This window comes from Pseudomonas sp. GW456-E7 (assembly GCF_059424105.1).
Window position 1 is genome coordinate 63518 of the sequence record NZ_JBWKZB010000001.1, and the last position, 23627, is coordinate 87144.

A 23627-nucleotide genomic window follows, 5' to 3' on the forward strand; every position below is an offset into this window, starting at 1 on the left:
ATGACTAGTTTGCATGCCGACGAGGCTTTCCTCGGCCATTACCAGTTGAGTCATGACCCTTTTGCTCCACGGGTGCCTGGCTTCAAATTTTTCCCGGCCCAGCGCAAACCCGTGCTGGGACAGTTGCATCACCTGGCCCGCTACAGTCAGCTGCTGCTGGTCGTCACTGGCCCCGAGGGCAGTGGCAAGACCTTGTTGCGTCAGGCTCTGGTCGCCAGCACCAACAAGCAGTCGGTACAAAGTGTGGTGGTGTCCGCCCGTGGCGCCGGCGATGCGGCCGGGGTGCTGCGTCAGGTGGCCCAGGCGCTGAATGTCGCCCAGGCGGATGCCGACGCTATCCTGGCCCAGGTGGTGCAGCTTGCACTCACCGGCCAGGAAGTCTATTTGCTGGTCGATGACGCCGAACAGCTCGATGAGTCCGCCCTTGAGGTTCTGATGGTCCTGGCGGCCGGCGCGCCTGAAGGTCGCCCGCATGTATTCCTGTTCGGTGAGACCGCGCTGATCGCTCAGCTTGAGGCTTTGCATCTCGAGGAAGAGCGTTTCCACGTCATCGAACTGCAGCCCTATACCGAGGACGAAACCCGCGAGTATCTGGAGCAGCGGCTCGAGGGCGCTGGCCGCGGCATCGAACTTTTCACCGCGGATCAGATCTCTGATATTCACGAAAGCTCCGAAGGTTGGCCTGGCAGCATCAATCAGGTCGCCCGCGATGCAATGATCGAAGCCATGATCGCCAGCCGCTCTGCGGTCAAGCGTCCAAAAATGGGGTTCAATATGCCGAAGAAACACGTATTGGCGATTTCCGCCGTTGTCGTGGTTGCGGTAGCTGCCGCCTGGATGATGCCGGGTCGCAACAAGGCACCGACCACCGGTGCGCCCGCCAATGAACAGGCGCAACTGCCGCTTGGCCAGGGCCAGCCAACCGCGAATGGCGGTGCTCCGGCCGTGGAATTCGCCGGCAACACCCAGCCGATGCCGTTGCCGTTGGTCGGTAACTCGCAACCGGTCATGCGCGCCCCGCTGGCTGAAGCCGCAGGCGGCATCACCGAAGGCGACGACGGCGTTCCGGTTGAAGGCTCCAGCGCCACACCACCGACGGTGACCACCACCGCGCCGCCTGTGGGCGTTCCTGCCGGCCCTGCGCCGACACCAGCGGCCAAGCCTGCACCTGCGCCGACTCAGGTCGCCACGGCCAAGCCAGCGCCTGCTCCAGTGGCCAAGCCAGCCCCTGCGCCAGCCAAGCCAGCCGTTGCTGCGGCGGCCAAGCCTGCCGAGAAACCGGCTCCTACGGCCAAGGCGGCGGGTGGCACCTGGTACGCCGGTCAGGCACCGGGCAACTACGTGGTGCAAATCCTCGGCACCAGCTCCGAAACTGCCGCACAAAGCTTCGTCAAGGAGCAGGGCGGCGAGTACCGTTATTTCAAGAAAGTCCTCAATGGCAAGCCGCTCTACGTGATCACCTATGGCAACTTCGCCAATCGTGATGCAGCCGTTTCCGCCATCAAGGCCTTGCCAGCGAAGGTTCAGGCTGGTAAACCTTGGCCTCGCACTGTCGCCAGCGTCCAACAGGAACTGGCAACAACTCGCTGAAGATTCGGCGGCCTTACCCAGGCCGCCTCTCCAAGCACCTCAAAATTTCTACAAGTGCGCGCAACCTTCCGGGCTGCGTGCCTTGTGGTGTCTGCGTCACAGTAGTCTTTGAGTCGTTGCGGTCAAAATTAAAAAAGTTTTGACTAGCACAGCATATCGCTTTAAACCTTTCACAAATGCGACATAGATTTGCGACATTTCGTCGTCAAATTTGTGAGGCCAAGTGTCGGTGTGTACAATGACCTCCCTTTTGTCCCCGCAAAGCTGGCGTACGTTCGGCGCGGATGGCAAGTGGTTGAATTGAAAAGAAATTTGCCTCGTACAGAGGCAGCCTGGTGAGAAAGTGTCTATGAAAGCAGGTCTGTACCAACCAGATGAATTCAAGGATAACTGTGGTTTCGGCCTGATAGCCCATATGCAGGGCGAGCCCAGTCATACCCTTTTGCAAACGGCCATCGAGGCCCTGACCTGCATGACCCACCGCGGTGGGATTAATGCCGACGGCAAGACCGGTGACGGTTGCGGTCTGCTGATTCAAAAGCCGGACGTGTTCCTGCGAGCCATCGCCCAGGAAACCTTCGGCGTCGAAATGCCCAAGCAATATGCGGTGGGCATGGTCTTCTTCAACCAGGACCCGGTCAAAGCCGAAGCCGCTCGCGAGAACATGAACCGCGAGATCCTGGCCGCCGGCTTGCAGCTGGTTGGCTGGCGCAAAGTGCCGATCGACACCAGCGTCCTCGGCCGCCTGGCCCTTGAGCGCCTGCCGCAGATCGAGCAAGTGTTCATCGGCGGTGAAGGCCTGAGCGACCAGGACATGGCCGTCAAGCTGTTCACCTCCCGTCGTCGCTCGTCCGTGGCCAACGCCGCCGACACCGACCACTACGTCTGCAGCTTTTCGCACAAGACCATCATTTACAAAGGCCTGATGATGCCGGCGGACTTGACCGCCTTCTATCCGGACCTGAGCGATGAGCGCCTGCAAACTTCGATTTGCGTGTTCCACCAGCGCTTCTCCACCAACACCCTGCCGAAATGGCCGCTGGCTCAACCGTTCCGCTTCCTGGCGCACAACGGCGAGATCAACACCATCACCGGCAACCGCAACTGGGCCGTGGCCCGTCGCACCAAGTTCACCAACGACCTGATGGACCTGGAAGAACTCGGCCCGCTGGTCAACCGCGTGGGTTCGGATTCCTCGAGCATGGACAACATGCTGGAGCTGATGGTCACCGGCGGCATCGACCTGTTCCGTGGCGTGCGGATGATCATTCCGCCAGCGTGGCAGAACGTCGAGACCATGGACCCGGATCTGCGTGCGTTCTACGAATACAACTCGATGCACATGGAGCCGTGGGACGGCCCGGCCGGCGTGGTAATGACCGACGGTCGCTACGCGGTGTGCCTGCTCGACCGTAACGGTCTGCGTCCGGCGCGTTGGGTCACCACCAAGAACGGCTTCATCACCCTGGCCTCGGAAATCGGTGTCTGGAACTACCAGCCTGAAGACGTGATCGCCAAGGGTCGTGTGGGACCTGGCCAGATCTTTGCCGTGGACACCGAGACCGGTCAGATCCTCGACACCGATGCGATCGACAACCGTCTGAAGTCCCGTCATCCGTACAAGCAATGGCTGCGCAAGAATGCCCTGCGCATCCAGGCGACCATGGAAGACAACGACCACGGTTCGGCGTTCTACGACGTCGATCAGCTCAAGCAATACATGAAGATGTACCAGGTCACGTTCGAAGAGCGCGACCAGGTGCTGCGCCCGCTCGGCGAGCAAGGCTACGAAGCCGTGGGTTCGATGGGCGACGATACGCCGATGGCCGTGCTGTCCCAGCGCGTGCGCACGCCGTACGACTATTTCCGCCAGCAGTTCGCCCAGGTGACCAACCCGCCGATCGACCCGCTGCGTGAAGCCATCGTCATGTCGCTGGAAATCTGCCTCGGTGCCGAGCGCAACATTTTCCAGGAGTCGCCGGAACACGCTTCGCGCGTGATCCTCAGCTCGCCGGTCATTTCCCCGGCCAAGTGGCGTTCGCTGATGAACCTCGATCGTCCGGGCTTCGAGCGCGCGATCATCGATCTGAACTACGACGAAAGCGTCGGCCTCGAAGCGGCCATCCGCAACGTCGCCGATCAGGCTGAAGAAGCCGTGCGCGCCGGTCGTACCCAGGTCGTGCTGAGTGACCGTCACATCGCCCCGGGCAAGTTGCCGATCCATGCGTCCCTGGCCACCGGCGCGGTGCACCACCGCCTGACCGAAAAAGGCCTGCGTTGCGACTCCAACATCCTGGTGGAAACCGCGACTGCTCGTGACCCGCATCACTTCGCCGTGTTGATCGGTTTCGGTGCCTCTGCCGTTTATCCGTTCCTGGCCTACGAAGTGCTGGGTGACCTGATCCGTACCGGTGAAGTACTGGGCGACCTCTACGAGGTGTTCAAGAACTACCGTAAAGGCATCACCAAGGGCCTGCTCAAGATCCTGTCGAAGATGGGCATCTCGACCATCACGTCGTACCGCGGTGCGCAGTTGTTCGAGGCCATCGGCCTTTCCGAGGAAGTCTGCAACCTGAGCTTCCGTGGCGTGCCGAGCCGCATCAAGGGTGCGCGTTTCGTCGACATCGAAGCTGAACAGAAAGCCCTGGCCACCGAAGCCTGGAGTCCGCGCAAGCCAATCCAGCAAGGCGGCCTGCTGAAGTTCGTCCACGGTGGCGAATATCACGCGTACAACCCGGACGTGGTCAACACCCTGCAGGCGGCTGTGCAGCAGGGCGACTACAGCAAGTTCAAGGAATACACGTCGCTGGTGGACAACCGCCCGGTGTCGATGATCCGCGACCTGCTGAAAGTCAAAACCCTCGACACTCCATTGGATATCAGCGAGATCGAACCGCTGGAATCGGTGCTCAAGCGCTTCGACTCCGCCGGTATCTCCCTGGGCGCCCTGTCGCCGGAAGCTCACGAGGCCCTGGCCGAAGCCATGAACCGCCTCGGTGCGCGTTCCAACTCCGGCGAAGGCGGCGAAGACCCGGCGCGCTACGGCACCATCAAGAGCTCGAAAATCAAGCAGGTTGCGACTGGCCGTTTCGGTGTGACCCCGGAATACCTGGTCAACGCCGAAGTGCTGCAGATCAAGGTCGCCCAAGGCGCCAAGCCGGGCGAGGGTGGTCAACTGCCGGGCGGTAAAGTGAACGGTCTGATCGCCAAGCTGCGTTACGCAGTGCCAGGCGTGACGCTGATTTCGCCACCGCCGCACCACGACATCTATTCGATCGAAGACTTGTCGCAGCTGATTTTCGACCTGAAACAAGTCAACCCGAAGGCGCTGGTTTCGGTGAAGCTGGTAGCAGAAGCGGGCGTCGGCACCATCGCCGCCGGTGTGGCCAAGGCCTACGCGGACTTGATCACCATCTCCGGCTACGACGGCGGCACCGGTGCATCGCCGCTGACCTCGATCAAATACGCGGGCGCTCCGTGGGAACTCGGCCTGGCCGAAACCCACCAGACCCTGCGTGGCAACGACTTGCGCGGCAAAGTCCGGGTACAGACCGACGGCGGCCTGAAAACCGGCCTCGACGTGATCAAGGCGGCCATCCTCGGCGCTGAAAGCTTTGGCTTCGGCACCGCGCCGATGATCGCCCTAGGCTGTAAATACCTGCGCATCTGCCACCTGAACAACTGCGCCACCGGCGTCGCGACTCAGAACGAGAAGCTGCGCAAGGACCACTACATCGGCACCGTCGACATGGTGGTGAATTTCTTCACCTACGTCGCCGAAGAAACCCGTGAGTGGCTGGCGAAGCTGGGCGTGCGTTCCCTCGAGGAGCTGATCGGCCGTACCGATCTGCTGGAGGTCCTCGAAGGCCAGACCGCCAAGCAGCATCACCTGGACCTGACTCCGTTGCTGGGCAGCGACCACGTGCCGGCGGACAAACCGCAGTTCTGTGGCGTAGAGCGCAACCCGCCGTTCGACAAGGGCCTGCTGGCCGAGAAAATGGTCGATATGGCCACCTCGGCGATCAACGACCTGAGCGGCGCTGAATTCACCCTGGATATCTGCAACTGCGACCGTTCCATCGGTGCACGGATCTCCGGCGAAATCGCGCGCAAGCACGGCAACCAGGGCATGGCCAACGCGCCGATCACCTTCCGCTTCAAGGGCACTGCGGGCCAGAGCTTTGGTGTGTGGAACGCCGGCGGCCTGAACATGTACCTGGAAGGCGACGCCAACGACTACGTCGGCAAGGGTATGACCGGTGGCAAGCTGGTGATAGTGCCGCCGAAAGGCAGCGTCTACCGCACCCAGGACAGTGCCATCATCGGCAACACCTGCCTGTACGGCGCCACGGGCGGCAAGCTGTTCGCCGCCGGCACCGCGGGCGAGCGTTTCGCCGTGCGTAACTCCGGTGCCCACACTGTGGTGGAAGGCACTGGCGATCACTGCTGCGAGTACATGACAGGTGGTTTCGTCTGCGTATTGGGCAAGACCGGTTACAACTTCGGCTCTGGCATGACCGGCGGTTTCGCCTACGTGCTCGACCAGGACAACACCTTCGTTGACCGGGTCAACCACGAACTGGTGGAAATCCAGCGGATCAGCGGCGAGGCGATGGAAGCCTACCGTAGCCACCTGCAACGCGTGCTGAACGAGTACGTCGAGGAAACCGACAGCGAGTGGGGTCGTGAGCTCGCCGAGAACCTCGATGATTACGTGCGTCGTTTCTGGCTGGTCAAGCCCAAGGCTGCCAACCTGAAATCGTTGCTTTCCAGCACCCGTGCCAACCCGCAGTGATGCGCCTGAAGAGTTTGATGAGGTTTTAAAATGGCTGAACGTCTGAATAATGACTTCCAGTTCATCGAGGTCGGGCGCAAGGATCCGAAGAAGAAACTGTTGCGTCAACGCAAGAAAGAGTTCGTGGAAATCTACGAACCCTTCAAACCCCAGCAGTCGGCCGACCAGGCCCACCGCTGCCTGGGTTGCGGTAACCCGTATTGCGAATGGAAGTGCCCGGTGCACAACTTCATTCCCAACTGGCTGAAGCTGGTGGCCGAGGGCAACATCCTCCAGGCCGCCGAGTTGTCGCACCAGACCAACACCCTGCCGGAAGTCTGCGGCCGGGTGTGCCCGCAGGACCGTCTGTGCGAGGGTGCCTGCACCCTCAACGACGGCTTCGGCGCGGTGACCATCGGTTCGGTGGAGAAGTACATCACCGACACCGCGTTCGCCATGGGCTGGCGCCCGGACATGTCCAAGGTCAAGCCGACCGGCAAGCGTGTCGCGATCATCGGTGCCGGGCCTGCTGGCCTGGGTTGCGCCGACGTGCTGGTGCGCGGCGGCGTGACCCCGGTGGTGTTCGACAAGAACCCGGAAATCGGTGGCCTGCTGACCTTCGGCATCCCCGAGTTCAAGCTGGAAAAGACCGTGCTGAGCAATCGTCGCGAAGTCTTCACCGGCATGGGCATCGAGTTCCGCCTCAACACCGAGGTGGGCAAGGACGTGACCATGGAGCAACTGCTCGAAGAATACGATGCCGTATTCATGGGCATGGGCACCTACACCTACATGAAGGGCGGTTTTGCCGGTGAAGACCTGCCGGGCGTGTACGACGCACTGGACTTCCTGATCGCCAACGTCAACCGCAACCTGGGCTTTGAAAAGTCGCCGGAAGATTTCGTCGACATGAAAGGCAAGAAGGTCGTGGTCCTGGGCGGTGGCGACACGGCGATGGACTGCAACCGTACGTCGATCCGCCAGGGCGCCAAGTCGGTGACCTGTGCTTATCGTCGTGACGAAGCGAACATGCCGGGCTCGCGCAAAGAGGTGAAGAACGCCAAGGAAGAAGGCGTGAAGTTCCTCTACAACCGCCAGCCGATTGCCATCGTCGGTGAAGACAAGGTCGAAGGCGTGAAAGTGGTCGAGACCCGTCTCGGCGAGCCGGACGCCCGTGGCCGTCGCAGTCCCGAGCCGATCCCGGGTTCCGAAGAGATCATCCCGGCCGACGCCGTGGTCATCGCCTTCGGTTTCCGCCCAAGCCCGGCGCCGTGGTTCGAGCAGTTCGAGATCCAGACCGACAGCCAGGGCCGCGTTGTGGCACCGGAACAAGGCCAGTACAAGCACCAGACCAGCAACCCGAAAATCTTCGCCGGTGGCGACATGGTGCGCGGATCGGACCTGGTGGTGACGGCAATCTTCGAAGGCCGTAATGCCGCCGAAGGGATCCTGGATTACCTGGGCGTCTAAGCACCCGATCCAGCCTTGAAATGCAGTAACCCTGTGGGAGCGAGCCTGCTCGCGAAAGCGGTCTGCCAGCCAACATCTCTGTTGGATGTGCCGGCCTCTTCGCGAGCAAGCTCGCTCCCACAGTTGTTTCTTGGTGTTGCGAAGGCTGCATTCCACCGCGACAAATTGACCCGATAGACAAAAGGCTGACCTGCATCCGTGCCTTTTGCGCCCGGCTCTGAGAAAATGCCCTCACTTTTTTTCCGGATGCCGACATGACTGCCCTGAAGAACGACCGTTTCCTGCGCGCCCTGCTCAAGCAACCCGTAGACGTCACCCCCGTGTGGATGATGCGTCAGGCCGGTCGCTACCTGCCTGAATACCGCGCCAGCCGCGCCAAGGCCGGCGATTTCATGAGCCTGTGCATGAACCCGGCGTTCGCTTGCGAAGTCACGATGCAGCCGCTCGACCGTTATCCACAACTGGACGCGGCGATCCTCTTTTCCGACATCCTGACCATCCCCGATGCCATGGGCCAGGGTCTGTACTTCGAAACCGGCGAAGGTCCGCGCTTCAAGAAAGTCGTCAGTACCCTGGCCGACATCGAAGCCCTGCCGATTCCCGACCCGCAGAAAGACCTGGGCTACGTGATGGATGCGGTCAGCACCATCCGGCGTGAACTGAACGGTCGTGTACCGTTGATCGGCTTCTCCGGCAGCCCATGGACCCTGGCGACCTACATGGTCGAAGGCGGCTCGTCGAAAGACTTCCGCAAGACCAAGGCCATGCTCTACGACAACCCGCAAGCCATGCACCTGTTGCTGGACAAGCTTGCGCAATCGGTCACCAGCTACCTCAACGGCCAGATCATGGCCGGTGCGCAAGCGGTGCAGATCTTCGATACCTGGGGCGGCAACCTGTCGGCAGCGGCGTACCAGGAGTTCTCCCTGGCCTACATGCGCAAAATCGTCAGCGGCCTGATCCGCGAACACGAAGGCCGCAAGGTGCCGGTCATCCTGTTCACCAAGAACGGCGGCCTGTGGCTGGAAAGCATCGCCGATGCCGGTGCTGATGCATTGGGCCTGGACTGGACCTGCGACATCGGCAACGCCCGTGCCCGTGTTGGCGACAAGGTCGCGCTGCAAGGCAACATGGACCCGACGGTGCTCTACGCCAAGCCGGAAGCCATTCGCGCTGAAGTCGGGCGCATTCTCGCCAGCTACGGCAAAGGCAGCGGTCACGTGTTCAACCTCGGTCATGGCATTACGCCGGAAGTCGATCCGGAACACGCCGGCGCATTCCTGCGCGCCGTGCATGAACTGTCGGCGCAATATCACGAGTAACGGCCAGCGCCGTTTTCAAGAAACCTGTCCCGCCTCGTGCCGGACAGGTTTTTTTATGGTTGTTCACGCAATGCCGGGGAACACCGATAACTGTTTGGTGGTGCACGTGTTCCCCTGTAGGAGCTGCCGAAGGCTGCGATCTTTTGATCTTGATCTTCCGCAATCTCCAGATCGCAAAATCAAAATCAAAAGATCGCAGCCTTCGGCAGCTCCTACAGATATTTCGCTATCTGTGTTCCCCCGGGATTCCGTAAAGAACCTTTTTTATGCCCTGCAGAAATACTCTCCGGATGTAGCGTTTCTGTTGGCAGGGTATTTTCTTTCCTGAGTGAAATTCGAATGAGCAGACTATTCCTGGCCGGTTCGATGATTACTCCTACATAGAATTCTTCGTCATCCCCGTAAGGTTCCAGATCCCTGTTCAGCACAACGCTGAACGGTAACGAAGCAAACATCGCGGCCTGCAAGGCGCCTTGTTTTCGATAGGCAGTCTGGAACACATCATGAAACTTACATTTGATAAAAGAAGTGCGTTAACGGCCTGCACCTCTTCGATGATCCTTTTATCGGCAATGCTGGCCTCTCAAACCGCATCCGCCCACGGCTATCTGGATGTGCCGCCGTCACGCGCACTGGCCTGCCAGAAAGGCTTGAACACCAACTGTGGTGGCGCACAGTACGAGCCGCAGAGCGTCGGTGAAACCTTCAAGGGCTTTCCCGCAGGTGTCGGCGGTGCCCCTTTGCAGGGGCCGGTCGATGGCAAGATCGCCAGCGGCGGTCACGCGCTGTTCTCCGCGCTGGACGCACAGTCCGCCACCCGCTGGCACCTGACGGAAATCAAGGATCGCAACATCGATTTCCAATGGCGTTACACCGCCGCCCACCCGGCGACCAAGCACGAGTATTTCATCTCCAGCGACGGCTGGAACCCGAACGAGTCGCTCAAGCGCGCCACCTTCGAAAGCACGCCGTTCTGCACCATCGATGGCGGCAACCAGTTGCCGGCGTCGGGCGCCAGGCACAGCTGCACCCTCCCGTCCGACAAGTCCGGCCACCACGTCATCCTGGCCATCTGGACCGTCGGTGACACCGCCGCCGCGTTTTACAATGTCGCAGACGTGAACATCCTTGCCGAACCCGACTTGCCGGGCGGCTGGTCGCCGGTAGGCAGCATTGCGTCATCGACTCCGTTGCTGGTGGGTGACAAGGTCAAGGCCCGCGCGTTTACCGCCAAGGGCGAGAGTGCGGAATACAGCGTGGAAATCAGCATCGATAACGCTGAAGAAGGCACACCGCAAAACTGGTCGTACAAGCTGGCGGAAAAAATCAACCAGACCCACACCCTGGTTCGCGCCGGTATCCGTGACGAGAGCGGCAATGTTGTCCCAGTCAAAGGCACCAACCGCCTCTACGTGCAAAAAGAAAGCGGCGTAGTCCGCTATGAAGTGCAGTTGGCCATGAAGGAAGACGCCGCTGCGCACATGGCGGTGACCTCTCAGCAAGCCGAATACGTCCTGGATAAAGGCCGGGCCAAAGTCGAATTCAGCATGACTGCGAACCGCGCGATGGACGTCGAAGCGACCTTGTTCGACCAGAACAACAAACCGGTCGGCACCACGTCGGCACAAGTGGCCACCGGCTCCACCTCGTTGTCCCTGGATGTGCGCAGCAACCCGGGTGCGCACACGCTGACCCTGGTCGGCACCACCCTGGATGGCCGCACCACCCGTCAGGACACCAAGACCACTCAACTGACCGGTGAAGGCGCGGTCATCGAATACGACTTCGTATTCCCTGAAGGCCTCAGCGACTACACCGCCGGCACCAAGGTGCTGCAACCGAAGACCGACGAAGTCTTCGAGTGCAAGCCATTCCCTGCGTCGGGTTATTGCAAGCAGTACACCCCTACCGCCAACGGTTTTGAACCGGGTGTCGGTGCTCACTCGCACATGGCGTGGGACAAGTTGTAAGTCCCCGCAACTGGCTTCAGACGGCCTCAAAAAGGTCGCCTGAAGCCAGGTGTTTCTGTTGAGTACCGAGTTGAAAATGAAGGTTTCGAATTTTTCCGGACAACGCTTTCGGGCATGCCTGAGCAGCATTTGCTGGCTCGCGTTGCCAATGGGCGCTGCGGTATTTCTGGCGTGGCAGGAACAGTTGTTTCGCGAGCACCTGGCTTCACCGTCGCCCGACATCGCAACGCTGGAGGCGGTGCCTGTACGTGAGCCGCTCGAAACAACATCGATTGCCATCGTGTTCGGCCTGACGACGGAGGCCGCACCGCGGCCCAGCGCCGAACCGCTGACCTTGCAAGCGAGCTTTGTCAGCAACGGACTATCCAAGGCACTGCTGGCCAATGCTCAAGGTTCTCGTCTCTATCAGGTGGGCGAGCGTTTGCCCGGCGGCAGTGTCCTGCGTCGTATCGAGACCCACCAGGTTGTGCTGTGGAACAAGGGCCGGGAAGAGCTGCTAACGCTCGTCCCCTCTGGCGCACGGTTCCTGACGGGACTCGAATCATCCGTCGATGCTCAACCGGTCACCACGACCACGCGTTTTTTACGCCCGCTCTCCGGGCAACCAGAGTGATGAATTTCATGAACAGCTTCGTCGGCGCGCATTGGTTGCGTTCCATGCTTTTGCTTGCCGTTTTGGCGGCGGCAGCCTTCCCGGGCACGCTTCGAGGCGCCGAAGAAAAATGGCAACTGGCGATGAACAACGCAGAGCTGCGCGACATCGTCGAAGAGATCTCCAGCATTCTCGGGACCACGGTAGTGCTGGACCCCAAGGTCTCCGGTCGTATCACCGTCATGTCCCGGCAGGCCCTCGATCGTGAAGGGGTGCGCCGGTTGTTCTATTCAGTGCTCGACGCCCACAATTTCACGGTGATCGATGAGGGCGACCGGATTCTCATCACTCCGGTTGCCGAGGCCAGGACCCGGGCCGGTCAGGGCACGGTAAAAACCAGCACGGCGTCGCAGTTCGTGACTGAGGTCATCGGGTTGAACACCGGTAGCGCCACCGATATCGCCGGGCTGGTGCGGCCGTTGGTTTCTGCCAACGGTTATGTCGGCCCCTCGGTGTCGGCCAACGCGTTGGTGCTGACCGATACGGCCGCGAATGTGAAGCGCATCGCCCGGGTGATCCGTGAACTGGACTCGGGGCAGAACAACCTGCACGCGGTGCTTCAGCTCCAGCATGCCCAGGCCGGCGATGTCGCGCCGGTGATCGAGGCCTCCATGGGCAAGCGCAATGCCGAGTCGGCCATACAAGTACTGGCTGACACCCGGACCAATCGCCTGGTTTTCATTGGTCCGCCGGTCGTTCGCCAGCGTTTGATCGAACTGGCCCGTGGTCTCGATACACCGGCCACCACGACCCTCGACAACGCCCGGGTGATTCGCCTGCGTCACAGCGATGCCAAGCAGTTGGCCGAGATTCTGGAGTCGATGGGGCAGGGCAGAAAACAGGTGTCCGCCGCCGGCAACGCCAAGGACATGTCGGGCGGCACAGCCTTCATGATCAAGGCCGATGAAAGCCAGAACGCGCTGGTGCTGATTGCCGAGCCGGCACAGGTGCGGACCATCGAAAGCATCGTGCGCCAACTGGACCAGCCGCGGGCCCAGGTGTTGATCCACGCCGCCATCGTCGAAATCTCCGGCGACATCGCCGAGGCCGTCGGTGTGCAGTGGAACCTCAACACCGGCGACGCCAAGGGCTTCATCAACTTTCCCGGCACCGACATTCCGATTGTCGGCGGGTTGAGGTTCGACGAGAAACGATCGGCGCCGGAAGGGGCGATCCTGCAACTGGGCAGCGACCGCTTCGGTGCGCTGATTTCGGCCCTGGCCAGCAACACCCACAGCAACCTGCTGTCCACCCCGAGCCTGTTGACCCTGGACAATCAGGAAGCGGAAATCATCGTCGGCCAGAACGTGCCGTTCAAGACCGGTTCCTACGCCACCAACAGCAACGGCGCGGAGAATCCGTTCACCACCGTCGAGCGCAAGGACGTCGGCATCAGCCTGAAGATCAAGCCTTACATCAACGAAGGCTCGACGCTGCGCCTGGAGGTCGAGCAGGAGGTGTCGGACATCGCCCCCTCGGTGTCGGGCATCGACTCCTCGGACCTGATCACCAACAAGCGAGCGCTCAAAAGCACCATCCTCGCCGACGATGGCGAAATCATCGTGATCGGCGGCCTGATCCGCGACAGCGTGCGCACCCAGAAAAGTGGCGTGCCGCTGCTGCGTGACATTCCCTACCTCGGCGCGATGTTCCGCTGGAGCCGCGACACCCAGACCAAAAGCAATCTGATGGTGTTCTTGCGCCCGACCATCGTGCGCAGCAAGGAGGACCTGTCCCAGGTCAGCCAGCAGCGTTATAACGCGCTGCGTGACTTGAGCAAATCGGGGGCGGGGGAAAACAACTCGTTGCTGCTGCCATCCGAGGCGCGCGGGTTGTTTGAACCGGCCAGCGACGCGCCAGTGTTCGACTTGCGCGGCAAGGCGCAGTAACCCATGGGCGAATTCAGCGAGCAATTGCCCTTCGGCTTCGCCCGGCGTTTTGGTGTGTTGCTGGAGCGTGACGGCGACGATCTGCGCCTTGCCCTGCGCAGCGATGCACCGCTCAGCGCAGTGTCAGAGGCGCGCCGGGTGTGCGGGTCGACGCTGCCGTTCGTCATCGTCGACGCCGAAGAATATGCCTCACGCCTGGCGGCTGCCTATCGCGAGGGGCAAAGCGCGGTGGAGCAGGTAGCCCAAGGGCTGGACGAAGAACTGGACTTGCTCAGCCTGGTCGATCAGGTGCCGCAAACCGCCGACCTGTTGGAGCAACAGGGCGATGCGCCGATCATTCGCCTGATCAACGCACTGCTCGGTGAAGCCGTGCGCGAGCACGCCTCGGACGTGCACCTGGAAACCTTCGAGCAGTACCTGTCGGTGCGTATGCGGGTGGATGGCCAACTGCGTGAAATGCTCAGGCCCAAGCGCGAACTGGCGACGCTGCTGGTGTCGCGGATCAAGGTCATGGCGCGCCTGGACATCGCGGAAAAACGCGTGCCCCAGGATGGGCGAATGGCCTTGCGTCTGGCCGGGCATGAAGTCGATGTGCGGGTCTCGACGCTGCCTTCGGCCCACGGTGAACGGGTGGTGCTGCGCCTGCTCGACAAGCAGGCCGGGCGCCTTGACCTGCATCGGTTGGGCATGCCGGACGATACCCTCGCGGCCCTGCGCCAGTTATTGGGCAAACCCCACGGCATCCTGTTGGTGACCGGGCCGACCGGCTCCGGCAAGACCACCAGCCTGTACGCCGCGTTGAGCAGCCTGAATGACCAGACCCGCAACATCCTCACGGTCGAAGACCCGATTGAGTATCACCTGCCGGGTGTGGGCCAGATGCCGGTCAACCCGAAAGTCGACATGACCTTTGCCCGCGGCCTGCGGGCGATTCTGCGCCAGGACCCGGACGTGGTGATGGTCGGCGAAATCCGCGACCGCGAAACCGCCGAGATCGCCGTGCAGGCGTCTTTGACCGGGCATCTGGTGCTGTCGACCTTGCACACCAACAGTGCGGTCGGCGCCGTCACGCGGCTGGTCGACATGGGCGTCGATGCCTACCTGCTGGCGTCCTCGCTGGTAGGCATTCTGGCCCAGCGCCTGCTGCGCACCCTGTGCCCCCATTGCAAGGTTTCGTACACCGCCGATGCGGCGGCCTGTGAGCGCCTGGGGCTCGACACGGCGACATCGCACACCCTGTGCAAAGCCTCGGGCTGCGTGCAGTGCCAGCACGGCTATCGCGGGCGCATCGGCATCTACGAACTGATCAGCGTGACGCCCGCCGTCTCGGCGCTGATCCATCAGGGCGCGAGTGAGCAAATCCTTGTCGACGCAACGCGCAGGGTCTCGCGCAGCCTGTTCCAGGACGGGCGTCAGCGGGTGCTGGAAGGCTTGACCAGCCTCGATGAGTTGCTGCGCGTGACCCAGGAGCACTGACGGATGCCGACCTTCGATTACCGCGCCCTTGATGCCCAAGGCCGATCTTGCAAGGGACGCCTGGAGGCCGATGGACCCCGTCATGCGCGACAAGTGTTGCGCGAGCGTGGCGTGTGGCCGCGTGTGTTGATCGAGGTCCGGGTCGGCAGCGATACAGGCAAGCAACCTCGCGGCGCAGGCCTGAGCGCGGCTGATCTGGCGTTGTTGACCTTGCAGCTGGCAACGCTGGTTCAGGCCGGGCTGCCTCTGGAAGAGGCACTCGAGGCGGTGACGAAACAGAGCTCGAAGCGCAAGGTCGCGGGCCTGCTCTCGGCGGTCAGGAGCCGGGTGATGGAAGGCCACGCCCTGGCCTCGGCCCTGGGGCAATTCCCCAGGGCTTTCCCCGAATTGTTTCGCGCCACCGTGGCCGCCGGCGAACGTTCGGGGCATTTGGGCCATGTGCTGGAGCAACTGGCGGCCTACACACAGGCCCGCCAGGCCTCGCGGCAAAAGATCCAGATGGCCCTGGTGTACCCCTTGATCCTGATGCTGGCCAGCGCAGCAATCGTCGGTTTTCTGCTCGGCTATGTGGTGCCGGATGTGGTGAAGATCTTCGTCGACAGCGGCCAGCCGTTGCCCTGGCTGACCCAGGCACTGATTGGTGTGAGCAACGGCCTGCGCAACCATTTCCTGTTGTTGATGGGGGTGCTGGTGACGCTGTTCGGCCTGTGGCGCTGGGGCTGGCAGCAGCCGCAGTGGCGTCTGCGCTGGCATCGTTGGCTGCTGAGTGCGCCCGTCATCGGTGAAGTGCTGCGGGCCATGGAAGCCGCGCGGTTTGCCAGCACCCTGGCGATCCTCGGCAAAAGTGCCGTGCCCTTGGTGGACGCACTGGAGATTGCCGCCGCGGTCATCGGCAACCTGACCATTCGCGCGCGGATGGTCGATGTCGCCCGTTCCGTGCGCGAAGGCGGAACACTCACTCGCGGGCTGGAGTTGAGCGGCGACATCCCGCCGATGATGCTGCACATGATCGCCAGCGGTGAACGTGCCGGCGAACTCGACCGCATGTTGGCCCGGGCCGCCGAACAACAGGAAAGCAGCCTCGCCGCGCGCATTGCGCTGGTGGTGAGCCTGTTCGAGCCGGCCATGCTGGTGCTGATGGGCGGCGTTGTGCTGCTGATCGTCATGGCCATCCTGCTCCCGATTCTCAGCCTCAACCAATTGGTGAATTGATCCATGCAACCTGTCCGCAAAAGCCTTTCCCGCGTGCAACGCGGTTTTACCCTGATCGAAATCATGGTGGTGGTGGTCATCATCGGCGTGCTGGGGGCCATTGTGGTGCCGCAGTTCATGAGCCGTCCCGATCAGGCCAAGGTCACCGCCGCCAGAATCGATATCCAGGCCATCGCCACCGCCCTGGAAATGTATCGCCTCGACAACGCCCATTACCCCTCGACCCAGCAAGGCCTGGAAGCGTTGGTCAAACGTCCCTCCGGACTGCCCACGGCGCGTGGCTGGAACCCTGAGGGTTACCTCAAGAGCATACCGGTCGACCCGTGGAACACGCCTTATCAGTATCTCAATCCGGGTGTGAAATCGCCGGAAGGCACGTACGACCTGTATTCCCTGGGTGCCGATGGCGTAGCCGGCGGTGAAGGGTTTGCAGCGGAAATCGGCAATTGGGGTCATTGAACCGTGGGCTACCGTTGCCGGGGATTTACGTTGTTGGAGTTGATGATCGTGATTGTCATGGTCGGCTTTTTGCTGGGCATGGTGAGCTTCGCCGGTGGGGGCAGTCCCGCGCGCCAGGTCAGGCAGGAGGCTGAGGCGATGGTGCAGGTGATCCATCAGTTGCGTGAGCGAGCGGTATTCGAGGGGCAGGATTATGGCTTGCGGCTGAGTACCGATGGCCACCGGGCGATGCGCCAGGGTGCGCACGGATGGGAGCCGGTGGCGGAGCTTACTGATTGGCCCCTGAGCGTGCGGGTGCGTTTTCGGCATGACGGCTATGCGGTAGACCTGGACGCCGATGAAGGACCGCCGCAGTTGTTGATATTCAGCAACGATGAGACCAGCGTCTTCACCCTGACATTCGAGTCCACCAACCGGACCTGGCTGAGCCTGTCCGGCGATGGCCTGGGCGAGGTGGAGATCGATGGCTAGCTCGCGATCCCGACCCGCCATGGGCGGTTTCACACTGCTGGAAATCATGGTGGCCCTGGCGGTCTTCGCGACACTGGCGGCTGCTGTGCTCTCAGCCAGTCAATACGTGGTCAAACAGCGTGGCGCCGTTGAGGGGCGACTGTTCGCGGCGTGGCTGGCGGACAACCGGTTGAACGAATTGCGCCTGCAACCCGGGTTGGCGGTTGGGCAGCAACAACAGGTGGTGTCGATGGATCAGCGCGACTGGGTGTTGCATCAACACATCAGCGCCACCGGTGATCCACGTTTGCTCCAGGTCGACATTCAAGTCAGCCCCGCAAACAGTACGCACGCCTTGCATCGTGCCAGCGGTTGGATACTCGCGGTTCATGAATAAGCAGCGCGGATTCACCTTGTTGGAGCTGGTCATCGCCCTGGCGATCTTCGCCGTGCTGGGGCTGGCCAGTTGGGGCTTGTTCGATAGCGTGGTGCGGGTGCAACGAGGTGCCGCGACTCACGAGCGGGAACTCAGGAGCCTGCAGCGCGCGGTGGCGGTGATCGAGCGGGATCTGCTGCATGTCACTGTGCAGCCGATGGTGCTCGCACCGCCGCTTTTGCAGTTCCAGCGCAGTCACTGGCGCAATCCTCTGGACCAGCCGCGCAGTGAGCTTCAGACGCTGACCTATCGACTCGACGACGGCGTGCTGTGGCGCGAAAGCCAGGGCGAAGGCACAGAGCTCGTGCAGCGGCAAAAACTGCTGGATGACGTTCGCGAGTTGAACTGGCGCCTGTTCGACAGCCAGTCCGGCTGGGTCGCTCATGGGCCGTCCGGGCAGGACGCGAAGCCGCTCCTGGCGCTGGAGGTGCAAGTCTCGGTTGGTCGCTTCGAATCTATTCGTCGGGTGTTGCCGATGCCGGGTGCATTGCCATGAACGGGCATCAACGCGGCATGGCGTTGATCAGTGTTTTGCTAGTCCTGAGCCTGGCCCTGCTGATCACCGGTGGCTTATTGCGCAGCCATCACTTGTCGCTGCAAAGCAGCGGGCAACAGTTGCAGCAGATACACCTGCGCCAACTCGCATCGGGTGGGGAAAGCTGGGCGTTGCTGCTGTTGCGCGACGCGCTGCAGGACACGGAAAAACCCGTCGAGCGGATTCAGGGCTGGAGGGGCATGGCGCCGGGTTTCGAGGTTGAGGATGCGCAGATCCGCATCGATATCGATGACCTCGCCGGGCGTTTCAATCTCAATGCTTTGTTACGCCAGGGCCAGGTGGATCAGGTCACCCTCAACCGTTGGGCGCGCCTGCTTGAGCTGCTCGAGCTTCCTCCTGTGCAACTGAGCCAGGTCGGGCCACTGCGGGAACTGAGCCAGCTGCGCTTGCTTCCTGGCATTGACGCTCGCCTGCTGCAACGACTGGAGCCCTGGGTGGCACTGCTGCCAACCGACGTCACCCTGAACATCAACACCGCACCGGCGCTGGTGTTGAGAACCCTCGGCGAGGTGGACGCTGCGACCGCCGATGCGCTGGCGCTTCAGGCCGCAACAACGCCCTGGACGAGTGTCCAGGCGTTTACGCAGGACCCCTTGCTCTCCGGGCAGGGCTTGAGCAGCCACGGCCTTGGCACCCATAGCCGCTGGTATCGGATCGGCGTGCAGGTGATCCGGGACGGGCGCCAATTGCATCTGGCCACGGATGTCGGGCACGACCCCAAGACTCAACAATTGACGGTGCTGCAACGACGCTTTCTTCCCACCAGTAGCTACGAGAGACCGCGATGAACACTTGGCTTTACCTGACCGCCGAGGGCCGGGATGCGCCATCCGCACTCTGGCCTTGCATACTGTGGTCCCCCACCGGCCAACGCCAGCCGATGCCACTGAGTCAGGCGGCCTCGGCATTGCAGGGGAAGTCGGTCGATGTGCTGCTACCCATGGAAATGTGCAGTTGGGTACGCAGCGAGCCATGGCCGGCGCGGCGTCAACCCGAGGCCCAGGCCATAGCTTTCGCCGTGGAAGATCAACTGAGCGAGGCGCTGGACGTTGTGCATCTGGGTGTTGGCGCTCGTGATCGCGACGGCTGCTACCCGGCCATGGTCATCGGCCTGGAGCGGTTGGCCGCCGTACTCGCCCTGCTGCGCGAGACGGGTATCGCGGTGCGCGGGGTGTTCGTCGATGCCGATGTATTGTCAGGTGATCAGCCGTGCGGCGCATGGTGGTTCGGTCGTTGGCTGTTGGGTGGAAGCCTTTCGGCACGCATGGCGTTGTCGCAAGACCACCTGGCGCAGCTCACCCCTTTATTGCCCAAAGACATGCAATGGCTGGACGAACGTGAGGATCTCGCTGTCATCGACCAATGCCTGACCCACCGCCCGATCCGGGCCATCAACCTGCTGCAAGGCGCATTTGCCCCGCGCGGCAAGCGTCTGCCCTGGCGTACCGGTGGATGGGTGACGTTGATATTGGCGCTGTTGACCTGGGGGGCCAGCGAGACGCGGATCCGCTTCATCGACAGCGAAGCCCGCCGCCTCGCCAGCCAAAATGAACTGCGATTCAAGGCGCTTTACCCGGACCAAGGCCGCATCGTCGACATGGCAGCGCAACTCAAGGCCCTGCAAAGCCAGCCTGTCGAATCGCAAAACACCCGCATGGCGGGGCTGGTCCGATTGATTGAGCAGGTGATCGGCGCCAGCCCGGTCGAGGTCCGGCGCATCGAATTCAGGGCCGGGGAAGGCTGGAAAATCCAGCTGACCGCCAGCGGCTTTGCCGAGCTGGAGCAATTGCGTGAGCGCGGACGCCAACAAGGCATACCCATCCGGCTCGATAGCGCAAACAAAGCCGCAGACCGGGTGCACGCCACCCTCACCGTGGAGGACGAGGCATGATCCAGGCATGGCGGCGCCTTTCTGTGCGCGAACAACGGCTGTTGCAGGTGATGGGCGCATTTTTGTTGGCGGTTGTGGCTTTCAGCCTGATCTGGCAACCGAACCGGCAGCGCCTGGAAACAGTCGAGCGACAGTATCAACAGCAGGCGAGTCTGGCCGCGCAACTGCAACGGGCGTCACCGCGCAGCCATGTCCCCGCCGACACCGGTCAGCCGTTATCGCTGCGCATCAGTGAAAGCGCTGCGGCAGCGGGGCTGGAAATCCGTCAGATGGAGAGCGACAGCGATCTGCTGCGCCTGACCCTCAATGGCAACGCGCAGCCGTTGATACAGTGGCTCGACGCTATGGAGCGCAACGGTGTCGCGTTGCAGTCGCTGACCCTGGAAAAACGTGACGATGCCTTGGAGGCGCAACTGGTGCTCAGGTAGCCGAGGTGTGTTGTGGCAACAGCGGCAACTTCGCCAGTTTCAACGCGATCAGCAGCGCAATCACCAGCAGCGTGCCGATGAACAGCCCGATCCCGTTCCAGCCACCCAGATGCCAGAACACGCCACCCGCCGTGCCGGCAATGCTCGACCCGGCGTAGTAGCTGAACAGGTACAGCGACGACGCCTGGCCCTTGGCCTTGGTGGCGCGGCGGCCGATCCAGCTGCTGGCCACCGAGTGGGCACCGAAGAAACCGAAGGTGAACACCAGCATGCCGATGATCACCAGCGGCAGCGGTGTGAACATCGTCAGCGCCAGGCCGGCGATCATCAGCGCAATGGTGCTCCAGAGCATTTTGCGTCGACCGAGCTTGTCGGCCAGGGCACCGATTTTCGCCGAGCTGTAGATACCCGACAGGTACACCACCGAGAGCATCCCGACGAACGCCTGTTCCATGTGATACGGCTCGGCCAGCAGGCGATAGCCGATGTAGTTGAACAGCGTGACGAACGCCCCCATCAGCACAAAGGCCTCGAGGAACAGCAGCGGCAAGCCTGCATCGCGAAAGTGCATGGTGAAGCCGTCGAGCAGGCTGCGCGGGTGCAGCGAGCGGGAACGGAAGTTGCGCGATTCGGGGAGGATCTTCCAGAACACCGCCGCCGCAATCAGGGCCAGGCCGCCGATCACCAGCATTGCCGTGTGCCAACTGACGAAGTCGATCAATACCCCGGTGATCAAGCGCCCGCTCATCCCGCCAATCGCGTTGCCACCGATGTACAGCCCCATCGCCAGGCCGATGTGCTGCGGATGGATCTCTTCGCTCAGGTAGGTCATGGCAACCGCCGCCAGCCCGCTCAATGACAGGCCCACCAGCGCCCGCATCGCCAGCACCGCGTGCCAGCTCGGCAGCATGGCGCTGGCCAGGGTGCACAGGGCGGCGGCGAACAGCGCGGCAACCATCACCGGTTTGCGCCCGACGCGGTCGGAGATCGGCCCCGTGATCAGCAAGCCGAAAGCGAGCATGCCGGTGGCGACAGAGAGAATCAGGCTGCTTTGCGCCGCGTTGATGGAATATTCGTCGGACAGCAGCGGCATCATCGGTTGCACGCAATACAGCAGGGCGAAGGTCGCGAAGCCGCCGCAGAACAGCGCCAGCACCGTGCGCATGAACGCTGGCGTGCCTTTTTCGATGTAGATCTCCGCCAGCTCGACGGCGATAGCGTCCGGCGCTACGGGAGGCACTTCATGGGCGAGTGGAGCGACAGCAGTTTTCACGGGGGACCTCGGAGGACGCAGCCGGTCAGGCAATGAAAAAAGCATATAGCTGGCTAATGATTCAATCCAATATATTGTTCGACCTGTTTGATAGCTTTTACGACCTAATGGGGTTTCCATGGAATTGCGTCATCTGCGCTACTTCATCGCCGTCGCCGAAGAACTGCACTTCGGCCGCGCCGCACAGGTGCTGGGCATCTCCCAGCCGCCGCTGAGCCAGCAGATCCAGGCACTGGAGCAGGAAGTCGGCGCGCGGCTGTTCGAGCGTACCAATCGTCGGGTCGAGCTGAGCGAGGCCGGTCGGCTGTTCCTGGAAGAGGCGCGGCTGGTGCTGGCACAGGTCGACAAAGCGGCGGATGTCGCGCGACGGGCGCAACTGGGTGAGTTGGGTGAATTGAAGATTGGCTTCACCTCGTCGGCCCCGTTCAACTCGACCATTCCCCAGGCGATTTTCTCTTTTCGCCAGCGCTTCCCGGCGGTGCACCTGAACCTGCGGGAAATGAGCAGCACCCAAGTGGCCGATGCGCTGGTGGATGAGTCGATTGAGGTCGGCATCATGCGCCCGCTCGGGCTGCCGGACTGCCTCAGCGTGGTCGAGTTGATGCGTGAACCGCTGGTCGCGGTGCTCAGCTCCAAGCACCCGTTGGTAGAGGGGAGCGAGGAGGGTCTGTTTCTGTCAGCTCTGGCCCTTGAGCCTTTCGTGTTCTTTCCGCGCAGCTATGGCAGTGGCCTGTATGCGCAGTTGCTCAGCCTGGCCCGGGACGCCGGCTTCAGCCCGCACTTTGCCCAGGAGGCCGGGGAGGCGATGACCATCATCGGCCTGGTGGCGGCGGGGCTCGGTGTGTCGGTGTTGCCGGCGTCTTATCAGCGGATGCGCATTGATGGCGTGGTCTATCGGCCTTTGCTGGATCCGGCGGCGGTGTCGGCGGTGTGGTTGGTGCAGCGCAAGGATCAGAAGTCGGCGATGGCCAAAGCATTTGTTGAGCTGCTGACCAGGAAGGTTGAGCCACTGAAGCCATGACGGCTGCGCCGTCAATCGCGAGCAAGCTCGCTCCCACAGGGTTCAGCGCAATCCCTGTGGGAGCGGGCTTGCCCGCGAAGGCGTCCGCAAGAACACCAACAGTATCCCAAGCCAGCAGGAAGCTTCACCGCCGGCTGTGGGACATTTCCGAAATCCCCCGGACAGGCTACAGCGCCTTGCGGCGCTGCCTACAACTACTCCAGAATCCGCCGGCTTGTGCGCTTTGGGGGCCATCGGTAGCTTGATCCGGGTCACTGATGGTCAGTGATCGGGTTTAGCAGCCCGTAGCAAACCTAAGCGTATTTGCGCTCCTGATAGGCAGGTATGTCCGTACCTGCCCTTGACGGTGGCTGTGCGCAGGGCGCCTTCGGGCGCGCCGGTTTTCGGTTTGTCCGGTCTGCTAACCTGCGTACAGCTGCCACCCTTATGATCAGCAACGATTCGGCGTGGCCGCCCATTTTCAGGACGCTGAATCATGACCAGTACAATCTTCCTCATCGCCCCCGACATCGATAACCGCACCCTGCTGGAATACGCCTGCGTGTCGCTGGCATCAGCCAATGTCATGGCGAGTGATTTCGCCAGAGACTTGAAGGGATCGCAGGGCCACACCCTGCTGGGGATCCAGCAGTCGATCATGCTGGGGGAAATGGCGGTGAATCGGGTGTTGGATAACCTTGATCCACCGTGATCGTCCGGGGAGGCGAGAACCTTTGTGGGAGCGAGCCTGCTCGCGAAAAACGTCCAGACAACGCGGT

The 23627-nt window shown here is 62.0% G+C and carries 19 protein-coding genes; 18 read left to right on the top strand and 1 reads right to left on the bottom strand.

The features are described 5' to 3' along the window. The 16 genes from AC07YV_RS00295 to AC07YV_RS00370 all read left to right on the top strand — a co-directional run bounded on the left by AC07YV_RS00295 (position 1) and on the right by AC07YV_RS00370 (position 20575). Positions 1–1590 carry an AAA family ATPase gene (locus tag AC07YV_RS00295; RefSeq protein WP_102698574.1) on the top strand — a complete coding sequence of 530 codons (1590 nt, stop codon included), beginning with the start codon at positions 1–3 and terminating at the stop codon, positions 1588–1590. A gap of 349 nt (positions 1591–1939) precedes the next feature. Then, the gene (gltB, locus tag AC07YV_RS00300) at positions 1940–6385 is read left to right on the top strand and encodes a glutamate synthase large subunit (RefSeq protein WP_102698575.1); all 4446 of its coding nucleotides are present in this window, start codon (positions 1940–1942) and stop codon (positions 6383–6385) included. Between the two features lie 30 nt (positions 6386–6415). Next, positions 6416–7834 carry an FAD-dependent oxidoreductase gene (locus tag AC07YV_RS00305; RefSeq protein WP_007975602.1) on the top strand — a complete coding sequence of 473 codons (1419 nt, stop codon included), beginning with the start codon at positions 6416–6418 and terminating at the stop codon, positions 7832–7834. A 254-nt stretch (positions 7835–8088) separates the two neighbouring features. Further along, positions 8089–9156: a uroporphyrinogen decarboxylase gene (hemE, locus tag AC07YV_RS00310; RefSeq protein WP_095964623.1), complete on the top strand. Its 1068-nt coding sequence runs from the start codon at positions 8089–8091 to the stop codon at positions 9154–9156. A gap of 503 nt (positions 9157–9659) precedes the next feature. Further along, positions 9660–11126 (top strand): N-acetylglucosamine-binding protein GbpA, encoded by a 1467-nt coding sequence (gbpA, locus tag AC07YV_RS00315; RefSeq protein WP_102698576.1) that lies wholly within the window; start codon positions 9660–9662, stop codon positions 11124–11126. 58 nt (positions 11127–11184) lie between these two features. After that, positions 11185–11739, top strand: a complete 555-nt coding sequence (locus tag AC07YV_RS00320; protein WP_371317835.1) for a type II secretion system protein N — start codon at positions 11185–11187, stop codon at positions 11737–11739. A gap of 8 nt (positions 11740–11747) precedes the next feature. Continuing rightward, positions 11748–13667, top strand: coding sequence for a type II secretion system secretin GspD (gene gspD, locus AC07YV_RS00325; RefSeq protein WP_102698682.1), 1920 nt, complete (start codon positions 11748–11750; stop codon positions 13665–13667). Between the two features lie 3 nt (positions 13668–13670). Beyond that, positions 13671–15143, top strand: coding sequence for a type II secretion system ATPase GspE (gene gspE / locus AC07YV_RS00330; protein WP_102698577.1), 1473 nt, complete (start codon positions 13671–13673; stop codon positions 15141–15143). A gap of 3 nt (positions 15144–15146) precedes the next feature. Next, complete coding sequence (gene gspF / locus AC07YV_RS00335; RefSeq protein ID WP_102698578.1) at positions 15147–16355, top strand: type II secretion system inner membrane protein GspF; 1209 nt, start codon at positions 15147–15149, stop codon at positions 16353–16355. A gap of 3 nt (positions 16356–16358) precedes the next feature. Next, positions 16359–16814, top strand: a complete 456-nt coding sequence (gene gspG / locus AC07YV_RS00340; protein ID WP_102698579.1) for a type II secretion system major pseudopilin GspG — start codon at positions 16359–16361, stop codon at positions 16812–16814. 3 nt (positions 16815–16817) lie between these two features. Next, positions 16818–17285 (top strand): type II secretion system minor pseudopilin GspH, encoded by a 468-nt coding sequence (gene gspH / locus AC07YV_RS00345; RefSeq protein WP_102698580.1) that lies wholly within the window; start codon positions 16818–16820, stop codon positions 17283–17285. Next, positions 17278–17661, top strand: coding sequence for a type II secretion system minor pseudopilin GspI (gene gspI / locus AC07YV_RS00350; protein ID WP_102698581.1), 384 nt, complete (start codon positions 17278–17280; stop codon positions 17659–17661). Before gspH ends, gspI begins: the two co-directional genes overlap by 8 nt. Next, positions 17654–18196 (top strand): type II secretion system protein GspJ, encoded by a 543-nt coding sequence (locus AC07YV_RS00355; RefSeq protein ID WP_102698582.1) that lies wholly within the window; start codon positions 17654–17656, stop codon positions 18194–18196. The genes gspI and AC07YV_RS00355 overlap by 8 nt, the downstream gene beginning before the upstream one ends. Further along, the gene (locus tag AC07YV_RS00360; RefSeq protein WP_102698583.1) at positions 18193–19044 is read left to right on the top strand and encodes a type II secretion system protein GspK; all 852 of its coding nucleotides are present in this window, start codon (positions 18193–18195) and stop codon (positions 19042–19044) included. Before AC07YV_RS00355 ends, AC07YV_RS00360 begins: the two co-directional genes overlap by 4 nt. Next, complete coding sequence (gspL, locus tag AC07YV_RS00365; RefSeq protein ID WP_102698584.1) at positions 19041–20147, top strand: type II secretion system protein GspL; 1107 nt, start codon at positions 19041–19043, stop codon at positions 20145–20147. Before AC07YV_RS00360 ends, gspL begins: the two co-directional genes overlap by 4 nt. After that, positions 20144–20575, top strand: coding sequence for a type II secretion system protein M (locus tag AC07YV_RS00370; protein WP_102698585.1), 432 nt, complete (start codon positions 20144–20146; stop codon positions 20573–20575). Before gspL ends, AC07YV_RS00370 begins: the two co-directional genes overlap by 4 nt. Here AC07YV_RS00370 and AC07YV_RS00375 read toward each other — a convergent pair. Further along, a complete protein-coding gene (locus AC07YV_RS00375) occupies positions 20568–21848 on the bottom strand; it encodes an MFS transporter (RefSeq protein WP_102698586.1) in 1281 nt (426 codons plus the stop codon). The genes AC07YV_RS00370 and AC07YV_RS00375 overlap by 8 nt on opposite strands. Before the next feature lie 118 nt (positions 21849–21966). Between AC07YV_RS00375 and AC07YV_RS00380 the strand changes: the two genes are divergently transcribed. Both AC07YV_RS00380 and AC07YV_RS00385 read left to right on the top strand, forming a co-directional pair. Continuing rightward, on the top strand, positions 21967–22869 hold the full coding sequence (locus tag AC07YV_RS00380) for a LysR family transcriptional regulator (RefSeq protein WP_095964625.1): 903 nt from the start codon (positions 21967–21969) through the stop codon (positions 22867–22869). A 475-nt stretch (positions 22870–23344) separates the two neighbouring features. Further along, a complete protein-coding gene (locus tag AC07YV_RS00385; protein ID WP_102698588.1) occupies positions 23345–23560 on the top strand; it encodes a DUF6124 family protein in 216 nt (71 codons plus the stop codon). The last annotated feature ends 67 nt before the right edge of the window (positions 23561–23627 follow it).